The organism is Noviherbaspirillum soli, from assembly GCF_015352955.1.
Lineage (GTDB): Bacteria > Pseudomonadota > Gammaproteobacteria > Burkholderiales > Burkholderiaceae_D > Noviherbaspirillum_A > Noviherbaspirillum_A soli.
Window position 1 is genome coordinate 26,871 of record NZ_JACYOX010000042.1, and the last position, 9,123, is coordinate 35,993.

At 53.1% G+C, this 9,123-nt stretch carries 12 protein-coding genes; 6 read left to right on the forward strand and 6 right to left on the reverse strand.

Translation table 11 applies throughout. The annotated features are described in order from the left end of the window. The first annotated feature begins 341 nt into the window (after positions 1–341). Complete coding sequence (locus tag IGW04_RS22145; protein ID WP_194715273.1) at positions 342–509, forward strand: hypothetical protein; 168 nt, start codon at positions 342–344, stop codon at positions 507–509. Between the two features lie 478 nt (positions 510–987). On the opposite strand, the gene IGW04_RS25915 is transcribed toward IGW04_RS22145, so the two are convergent. Both IGW04_RS25915 and IGW04_RS22150 read right to left on the reverse strand, forming a co-directional pair. After that, positions 988–1,200 carry a GDCCVxC domain-containing (seleno)protein gene (locus IGW04_RS25915; RefSeq protein WP_228527314.1) on the reverse strand — a complete coding sequence of 71 codons (213 nt, stop codon included), beginning with the start codon at positions 1,198–1,200 and terminating at the stop codon, positions 988–990. A 110-nt stretch (positions 1,201–1,310) separates the two neighbouring features. Further along, a complete protein-coding gene (locus IGW04_RS22150; RefSeq protein ID WP_194715274.1) occupies positions 1,311–2,003 on the reverse strand; it encodes a glutathione S-transferase family protein in 693 nt (230 codons plus the stop codon). A 255-nt stretch (positions 2,004–2,258) separates the two neighbouring features. Between IGW04_RS22150 and IGW04_RS22155 the strand changes: the two genes are divergently transcribed. The 4 genes from IGW04_RS22155 to IGW04_RS22170 all read left to right on the forward strand — a co-directional run bounded on the left by IGW04_RS22155 (position 2,259) and on the right by IGW04_RS22170 (position 5,479). After that, complete coding sequence (locus IGW04_RS22155) at positions 2,259–2,819, forward strand: TetR/AcrR family transcriptional regulator (protein WP_194715275.1); 561 nt, start codon at positions 2,259–2,261, stop codon at positions 2,817–2,819. A gap of 68 nt (positions 2,820–2,887) precedes the next feature. Next, entirely contained in the window at positions 2,888–3,463 is a 576-nt protein-coding gene (locus IGW04_RS22160) for a carboxymuconolactone decarboxylase family protein (protein ID WP_194715285.1), read from the forward strand. A 116-nt stretch (positions 3,464–3,579) separates the two neighbouring features. After that, entirely contained in the window at positions 3,580–4,269 is a 690-nt protein-coding gene (locus tag IGW04_RS22165; protein ID WP_194715276.1) for a haloacid dehalogenase type II, read from the forward strand. Between the two features lie 109 nt (positions 4,270–4,378). Beyond that, positions 4,379–5,479: an alkene reductase gene (locus IGW04_RS22170; protein ID WP_194715277.1), complete on the forward strand. Its 1,101-nt coding sequence runs from the start codon at positions 4,379–4,381 to the stop codon at positions 5,477–5,479. 70 nt (positions 5,480–5,549) lie between these two features. Here the strand turns inward: IGW04_RS22170 and IGW04_RS22175 are convergent, their stop codons facing one another. From IGW04_RS22175 to IGW04_RS22190, 4 genes are all read right to left on the reverse strand, one after another. Further along, complete coding sequence (locus IGW04_RS22175; protein ID WP_194715278.1) at positions 5,550–6,083, reverse strand: RNA polymerase sigma factor; 534 nt, start codon at positions 6,081–6,083, stop codon at positions 5,550–5,552. Positions 6,084–6,292: 209 nt separating this feature from the next. Then, complete coding sequence (locus IGW04_RS22180) at positions 6,293–7,021, reverse strand: cytochrome c biogenesis CcdA family protein (protein WP_194715279.1); 729 nt, start codon at positions 7,019–7,021, stop codon at positions 6,293–6,295. Beyond that, positions 7,021–7,404 (reverse strand): thioredoxin family protein, encoded by a 384-nt coding sequence (locus IGW04_RS22185; RefSeq protein WP_194715280.1) that lies wholly within the window; start codon positions 7,402–7,404, stop codon positions 7,021–7,023. Before IGW04_RS22185 ends, IGW04_RS22180 begins: the two co-directional genes overlap by 1 nt. Before the next feature lie 210 nt (positions 7,405–7,614). Next, a complete protein-coding gene (locus tag IGW04_RS22190; RefSeq protein ID WP_194715281.1) occupies positions 7,615–7,848 on the reverse strand; it encodes a hypothetical protein in 234 nt (77 codons plus the stop codon). A 39-nt stretch (positions 7,849–7,887) separates the two neighbouring features. Here IGW04_RS22190 and IGW04_RS22195 point away from each other — a divergent pair, with 39 nt between their 5' ends. Next, positions 7,888–8,577, forward strand: coding sequence for a DUF6969 family protein (locus IGW04_RS22195; RefSeq protein WP_194715282.1), 690 nt, complete (start codon positions 7,888–7,890; stop codon positions 8,575–8,577). Positions 8,578–9,123 lie beyond the last annotated feature (546 nt).

Sequence of the window (9,123 nt, forward strand, 5' to 3'; positions counted from 1 at the left end):
TGTCCTCCGCGCAAAGGACTGGTTCTTTCTTGTCCATTTCTGCACAGGGCATCCCTTCCATCGCGACCTCTGCGGCCGGTGCCGGCACGAGCTGTGGGCACGCGTAGGCAGCCATTGCGATTCCATAGGTCAGCACCGTCATGACCAGGAAGCAGGCTATCAGACGGCGGAAGGATGAAAAGAAACGCTGCATCGAGTTAGAATGAATCAAACATGCGTAGTTTAAAAAATTTCGATTAGTTATTAGTTTACCCCTTCTTCCGATGGAAGCGCCAATCGCCCTGCGTCGTGAACATCATCGAAGATTTGTTGCCAAATGGCGGAAGACACAGGAGTTTGCCATGGAGATGCAATCGAGGGCGGTAAGGATCATGGTCATCGTGTTAGCGGTGATAGGAACGTTGGTGGTGCTAGGAGGCGCGGGAATGGTGTTCATGCATGGCGCAATGATGGGTAGCTCTCCGCGTCATGCACTTTTCTCTTCGATGATGGGAATGTGCCCGGCATGATGGCTAGCAAGCGGGCAAGATATCAGCCTTAGGGCAAGAAGTTACCCGGCGTCCTACAGGTGCGTGATGGTGGAGGCGATACGCGGCCGCTTAGACAGACTGTTATTGGTGTAGCCAGTGTTGCTAGTTGGGCCACGCCGACAGCCGGGTCATAGGTGCCCGTAAAATCCGCTTGGCCTAGCCTGGTCAGCAACTTCAGCCGGCGATCCCGTGGGAAAGGCGGCAGATCTGATATATCAGACAGCAGCAGCCGTCTCTGTTTCAAGTGCATTTTTCATTTCGAGTGTCGTCGCTTATTCCCGTTTGTCTCGACAGTGAGTATCTTTCCAGGCGTGGGCGCTACGAAATCTGGCTTTATCTCGCTTAGTGCCTGGCTGGTTACTGCATTTTGAATATGCTTAGAAAGATTCATACCGCTTGGCAATGCTTTCCATGCGTGCTTCCTCCAGCGCATTAATCTTTGACTCGCGACCAAGTATCATCCGCAGCAGCCGCGCTGCTCCTGAATTGGGGGACATTTGGCCGAGCCATAAGAGCAGTAGACGCAGCAATCACCTTCTTTCGGACGGAGAACTGTCTTGCAGTTCTCGCATTCGTAGAAGAACTGGCATGCATCCGTCGGCATGATTTCTGACTTTACATGCCCACACATCGGGCAAGTCAATAAAGATTGATAGCTGGTCGTTGCCATAGTTCATTCTCGTCCGGTGGCATGGAGTCCGGCGTTGGCCAACGCCAAAGCGACAACAGTAGCGCTGGTCTTTGCCGGGCCAACTTTGGACAGCTTTTTTGTGCAATCGGTCAGCTCGCAGCGCCCAAGCGAGCGTTTTGCGGAAATAGGACGCGGCGGGCTTCTTCGTCCATCTCAGTCTTGAAAGCGTGTTGTGCCTTTAGGGCCTCGGCACGCTGCGCCGCGGGCCGTGCATTGATTTCATCGAGCAGCCGCTTCACCTGAGGGAGCTTACCCCAAGCCTCGGCACCAAGGATGAAAGGCACGGCTCGGGCCCAGCCCCATACTGCCATGTCGACGAGCGTATAGCGATCTCCCAGCATATAGGGATGCTTGGCGAGTTGCGCGTCGATCAAGCTCCAGTGGCGCTGAGCCTCAAAGTCGTAGCGGTTCACTGCATACTCCTTCGGTTCTGGCGCGAAGTGCTTGAAGTGCACAGCCTGACCCGAATATGGCCCAATCCCCGTGGCCACAAACATCAACCAAGATAGCATCTGTGCGCGTTGCTCAGGGGTATTCTCTGGCAGGAATTTTCCTGTTTTCTCAGCCAGGTACAACAGGATGGCATTGCTATCGAACACTACAGCGTCGCCATCCACCAGGGCCGGGGTCTTGGCATTCGGATTGATGGCAGTGTAGACGGGCGCGTGCTGCTCCCCCTTGCGGGTGTCTACGGGGATCAATTCATAAGGCAGTCCCGCTTCTTCCAAAAAGAGGGCTACTTTGGCCGGGTTAGGGGATGGATGATAGTAGAACTTGATCATTATCGTCCTTTGAAAACGGAGTTGAGGAACCGTGGGCGGCGAGCGTTAAGAAAAGTAGCGAGGACAGCATTGCCCTGCGCAACCCGCCTTTCAGCATAGCAACAGGGCGAAGTGGAACGTCTGCTCTTGGACGCACAACACCCCATCAGAGAGGGTAAGTCCATTACTCCCGCATAGGCGACGTGGGGATAATATCAAAATTCTGGTACAATCGGTCCAGAATTTTTGAGGGGTAAGTTGTCCATGGCACGACATTTGGAATTCGATCGCAATGAAGTTGTTGCACGCGCAGTCGACGCATTCTGGCAGGCCGGTTATGAATCTTTGCCTGCGCTTGAAATTGCGGAGGCAATGGGCGTTGCGAAATCTTCGCTATACAACACGTTTGGTTCAAAGCGAAATCTTTTCATTGAATCAGTAGACCATTACGCCGATAGCCAGCGTTCGAAGGTCGTCGCGCGCTCTAAAAGCGAGAACGTGGGGGAATTATTGCGCCAGATGCTGCTGGATGTGATTACTGACAACTACGCGGGCCGCGGCTGTTTCCTGGTGAACACGGCTGCCGACTTCGGGGCACGTGATGAGGAAGTTCGTCAACACGTCAAGGCTGGTTTCGACGGGATGATAGACGCATTCACAACACTTATTCGCGCTGGGCAAGAGACCGGTCAAATCAAATCCGACGTGAACCCGCAGCAATATGCTGTCATTCTAGTGACGGGCATTTCTGGCTTGCGCGTTCTGGTTAAGGGCGGATATTCATCGGTTGAACTGGACCCTGTGATTGAAAACATGTTGGCCGGATTACTGAAATAAATTTTTTATCTATTTTGGACTGGAATGACCAAAATCGTGCGTCATTCCATTTTTCTCAGGAGCTGATGATGACTAACATTGCAAAACTTTCTCTTCCGCCTACTACCCTCGAGACTGCCGAAGGCCGGACCAAAGAGGTATTGGAGGCAGGTAAAAAGTCGGCAGGTGGTATTCCCAATATGTATGCTGGAATGGCGAACTCGCCTGCATTGCTCGATACCTATCTGCATGGTTATCAACTTTTTCGTCGGGAATCCGGCTTTACGGCGGCCGAGCAGGAGCTGGTCTTCCTGAGCATCGCGCGTGTCAATGAGTGCACGTATTGTGTTGCAGCACACAGCTTCCTCGCGGGTGCTGTCTCGAAAACGCCTGAACAAGCTGTCCAGGCGGTCCGCAATGACTCCATCATCGAAGATGCGAAGTTGGCGGCATTGAGCGCCTTTACCCAAACGATGGTTTCCTCACGCGGCAAGCCGACGCCAGACCAATTGGAAGCGTTTTTGGCGGCGGGCTATACCGAGAATAACGTGCTGGAAATTATCCTCGCGATTGCCGTCAAAACGATCAGTAACTACGCCAATCACGTTTTGCGTACCCCAGTGGATGCCATGTTCCTGTCGCAGGCCTGGTCCCCCAAAGCATGAATTAACGTGACGGATCCTCTATCAGTAGGACATGACCCGTCGCCTAAAGGGTAAATAGTCGGCGCGCCCCGCCGGGCTCACCACCTTATCGTTGATCGTACCTATTGGAGCCAAAAATGAGTCAATCAAGCAAGCGCGAGCGCATAATCGTCTTTGATGTCAATGAAACACTGCTCGACATTGAAATATTGGAGCCGTTTTTTGAGCGAGTCTTTGGTGATGCTCGCGTCATGCGACAGTGGTTCGCTGAACTGATTCTTTACTCTCAAGCCCTGAGCTTGAGCAGCCGCTATGCGCCTTTCGGTCAACTCGCGGTGGCTGTACTCAAGATGGTTGCTGAAATAAAAAACGTATCACTGACGGCCGATGATCTCGAAGACTTCAAGGACGTTATGGGTCGGTTACCCGCCCACCAGGACGCTGCGCCAGCTCTCGAAATGCTCAGGAGTGCAGGATTTCGCCTCGTGACCTTGACGAACTCAGCACCCGAGGCTGGCCAGGCAGTTCTTCAAAAGGCTGAGCTGTCGCAGTATTTTGAAAAACAATTCTCGGTCGATGCAGTGAAGCGTTTTAAACCTGCCGTTGAAACCTATAGCAGCGTAGCGTCGGCGCTGGGCGCTGACCCCAGCGCCCTGCGATTGGTTGCGGCTCATACCTGGGACACTCTGGGCGCGCTGGCGGCGGGGTGGAAGGCTGCATTGTTAATCCGTCCAGGAAATGCGCCCTTGCCGGTCGGCGATCAACCCGACGTCATAGAAAAGGACTTGCTGGTAATTGCGCGCCGCATCATCACCATAGACCAGTAGGCAAAGTTTGTCTTCGCGGCTGGGGAATGCGGTATTCCGTTTCATTCAGGAAACTGCCCTTGTCTGGGCCGAAACAACGACTTAAGACTAAATTTTTTTATTGACCAATATGAATCCAACTGAAAACCAATCAAAGCTTTTTATGCCGGCCGTACTCGGCTCCATTCCACTTCGAAACCGTATCGTGATGGCACCGTTGACGCGCAGTCGCGCCGAGGCGGGCAATGTGCCACATGAACTCAACGCGCGTTATTATGCGCAACGCGCATCTGCTGGCTTGATCATTTCGGAGGCAACCCAGATCAGCTCGCAAGGCCAAGGTTATCCAAAAACGCCCGGCATCCACAGCGACGCACAAATCGCTGGATGGCAGTTAGTCACAAACGCCGTCCATGAGTGCGGCGGCAAGATTTTTCTTCAATTATGGCATGTGGGGCGTATCTCGCATCCAGTGACATTGGGAAAAGGCGAAGTGCCGGTGGCGCCTTCTGCCATCAAGCCGGCTGGCGAGATTTATACTGACCAGGGGATGCGGCCATTTGTGACACCGCGCGCTCTTGCGATCGACGAGATTCCGGCCTTGATTGAAGACTTCCGCATTGCAGCGACAAATGCCAAGGCAGCCGGCTTCGATGGCGTCGAAATTCATGCCGCCAACGGTTACTTGATTGATCAGTTCCTCCGGGACGGCACGAATAAACGCGAAGATGCTTACGGTGGCTCCGTCGACAATCGAGCACGCCTTCTGCGCGAAGTGACCGAGGCGGTCCTGTCAGTCTGGGAACCCGGCCAAGTCGGCGTTCGAATCTCGCCAACGAACCCGTTCAACGATATTGCTGACTCCAGTCCGCAAGCTACGTTTGACGTAATTGTTGAGCAACTCAACCGCTATAGCTTGGCTTACCTTCACGTGGTGGAAGACCGCACGGACGGCTTTGATTATCAGCAGCTCCGACAAATATTCAACGGGGCCTACATGGCCAACGGTGGGTATCAACGCGACAGTGCAATTGCCGCGATTGAAGAAGGCAGCGCTGATTTTATTGCCTTCGGCAAGCTTTTCATTGCCAATCCTGACCTTCCCCAGCGCCTCCGTCTAAATACAGAGTTCAATCCGCCGCGTGAGGAATTGTTTTACGCTGGCGGTGCGGAGGGCTACGATGATTACCCATCGTTAAGAGGAACTGCAGAAAGGGAAGCAAGCCTGTAGTCTGATCAAGACAAACGAAGTTTTCGAAAGCGATTTGTCGAAGATACGATGAATCGCTTTAAAAAATGGCTTATAGAGGTTCTGAGCCAACCATATATTCCCGCACGAGTTCCCTGGCGCGATGCAGCCGGCTCTTGATAGCACCAGGTTGTTCGCCGAGGCGTTGTGCAATCTCGCCGATCGTGAGCTCTTCGAAGTCCCGCAACAGCACGACTTCAAGATAATGGGCTGGCAAGGATTCAAGCGCGTTGGCCAGATCAATCCGGAGTGACTCGTCAGTGCGACTTGCCAGCTGGTGTTCGGCCAGATCTTCTTCTAGCGACTCATGCCTGAACATCATGCGTTCCAGTTTGCGGCATTCACGCTTGATGACGGTAAATAGCCAAGAGGAGAAAGCTATGGCCGCTCTAAGTCCGGTTACCTTGCGCGAAATGATCAGCAGTGACTCCTGGACGGCGTCATCAATGTCGCTGACGCGGCAGTGCCTGCGTGCATAGCGGCGAGCATCCGCCTGGCACACAGCGAGTAAGCGGGAGATCGCCACCTGGTCTCCTGCCTGTGCGGCCAGGATGAGGTTTTCCCGTTCCATGACATCGGCGACCATCGTTCACTGCCTCCTGTCGAGTTTGTGGTGATGCCAGGCGCACTTCCAACCTAGGATAGGCTTCATGTATAACATTCCGGTCTCCTCGGAGGGGTAAGGTTCGATGGCATCGCTTTATTGCTAAGAGTCGCCAAGCTCTCAAAACGGTTCGCAGAAACTATAAAGTATTTTGGTCGTGGATCGGCAATTGACAGCGATGGCTAATCGCATTAAAAGCGTGTCGTCAAACCAGTCAACCAAGTCGGGGAGTGCTCGACCAGCCATGTCTCAACCGGTTTGTCTGCTCCGGAGAGGATCATGACCGCGATGGCGACCATCATGGCGCCCATGACGATCTTTCCAGTCTTCCCTGCTTGCATAAGTTTGCCGCGTGCCTTCATCATCGCCGTGCGGGAAAGGTAAGCCAAGCCAACCACTGGTATCGCTGCGCCAAGGCCGAAGACGCCCATGAGCAGGGCAGCTTGAGGAAGGTGGGCACCCTGGCTGGCCAACACAATAGCAGCACCAAGCGTCGGGCCGACGCAAGGGCTCCAGACTACGCCGAGGGCAAGACCAATGACGAATTGTCCGCTAAGGCCGTTAAGCGTGAGTCGGGACACAAGATCGTTGCCGACATTTCCGATTCCAGATGTCGCCGAAGCGAAGCGCTGCTGCAGGCTTGTCGACATTAGTACTAATCCCAACAGACCAACAAGAGCGGCGCCCACGCTCCTGAAGCCGGCAACGTCGAAGCCAACCGCTGAGCCGCTCCAGGCGATCAACGTGCCGATAAGGGCATAGGAGAACGCAAGGCCAGTGGCGAGCGCCACGGGAGCGCGAGGATGCGCGGCCAAAGCTGAGCTTAGCAGGACCGGCAGGATTGGTAGCACGCAGGGCGACAGCGTGGAAAGCATGCCAGCCAGCAAACCAAAGCCATAGGAGCCGAGGCCGAAGTCCATCAGTTAGCAGCCTTCCTGAAGATATTCTCGATGCCGGTGGGCGTTGTGTCGCCAACCGAGCGGCCGGTTTCCTTACCGCCCTTGAATGCGATCAAAGTGCTTTGTGACGTTACCTTGAAGTGCTTCAGCACTGCTTTGTCGGCATCAAAATCCGCCATCAGGACGGCTACCCCTTTGTAGGGTTCCTGTTTGGAAAGGCTTTCGACAATGGGTTTCTGGGCTTTGCACGTCGGGCACCAGGTAGCTGAGACATCTACCACGACTGGCTTGCCGTCCTTTGCCAACTGGTCGAATTCCGTCTGCGTAAACGGTTTTGGTTCGGCGGCCGAGGCCATTGTTGCGCAGAAGGCGAGTGCTGCAGCAAGGATTTGGGTCTGTTTCATGTGATTCTCCTTAGTGGATGGGTTGTTGGTTGATGCTGCATAGAATCAGTTCTTTGCGTTGTGGTTGGAAGCAAAGAGCAGGTAAGTCGTCGAAACGGTTCGCGACCGGTAAATCTTTTTTACTGCCCTAATGGCAAACCGAAAATTTTTCTCGGCCCGCGAACCCGATTGCGAAGTTATCTCCTCTTACCGGATGAGGCCAATCCTCATTTATTCATTCACCAAGGAAAAATCCATGAAAACCCAACTGAAAATGGCGTCGCTGGCCGCTTTGACCGCCGCTACTCTGGCCTTGCCTGCTGCGGCCGAAGAGGCTTCGGCACCTGCTAAGTGCGCACCGAGCGCTATGGCAAAATGTGGCGCAAAATGCGGGTCAAAATGCCACGCAAAAAAAGATTCCACGAAGAAGGACGGTAAGTGCGGCGCCAGTAAATGTGCTGCCAAGTGCGGCGCCAACAAGTGCGCGCCCAAGAACTGAGTTAGATGCAGAAAAAGCGATTGCGCTTGTCCAATGCTGCCGCCAATGAGGCGGCGGCATTTCGCTTGCTTGAAACCTACACGGTCTTGGCAGTGCAACGAAAGCATTTGCTAGGAAGGCTACTGGACGGGCGATCCCCGCAGCAATGGGCACACTATCCGGAAATGGACGCCATTGACCGATCCAGCGGCTACCAATGGTTTTACCACTCTCATAGTGCTGAGGATCGGTCAGTTTCCATCGAACACGGACATATCCATCTCTTTGCCCGAAAGCCACTCTGGGGCAGAAGGCGGCACTCAAAATCAGAGAAAGCATTTGCGGAATTGTGTGGCAGCCACTCTGAAAAGCCAGAAACAAGACATCTGTTAGCCATAGGATTTGACGGAAAAGGACTTCCTGTCTCTCTTTTTACTGTCAACAGCTGGGTAACGGGCGATCTGATGCTAGGAGCGGATTTAACTGTTGAATTGCTCAGATCGATGAAGCTCGACACTGGTCAAGCCGAAATTGATACGATCATCGAGTCGGTCATTCAGCTATTCGTGCCAGAGTTGAAGAAGTTGATGCAGCAACGAGACGATGTGCTGCGAGAACATCCGGGGCCAAACAAGTTGGCTGATCAATCACTGGAATTGCTATCAATAGTCGAAATTGATTTGGACATGAAATTAGCGAAGATCGGGACTATATAATTCCCATACTTCAAGAAAATGCGCTGGACCTGGTTAGCCTGGCTACCAATCCGATAGCGATGGTCAGCGCATCAGGATACGAATGACCTGTGATGAAAAATGTTCTGCTCAGATGGTAAGAGACATGTGCTTGCTTAGCAACTTGCCCTGAAGGTCCTACGTCTAATCGGTCGATGCTTTGGAATAAGCGGCCAGCAAAAGAAGCTTGTAGTTTAGTCTATGTAGCAAAAACCATATCAAAATTACCACTAGCGCTCTACCCTCACATGGTGCAAAACCAAATAACTTACTGCAACAAGTCGCACGCGTCGCCTTAGTAGAGCAGTGTAGGTATGCTGGTTCACCGCCAATGCTTTGCAACCGGGATTAAAAATAGTTTGGTGCTCTGCAAATATCATCCATATGAAACGAAAAACGGTGAGCTATAGTCAGAAGTGGTGTACGGGCTGATGCCTGAAGGCGGGAGGAAGGCGGTGGAAGTTTTTGTTGGAGAATTTGATTGTCTAGGCCAAATCAACCAACAGAGGAAACTCCCACCATGCGCAA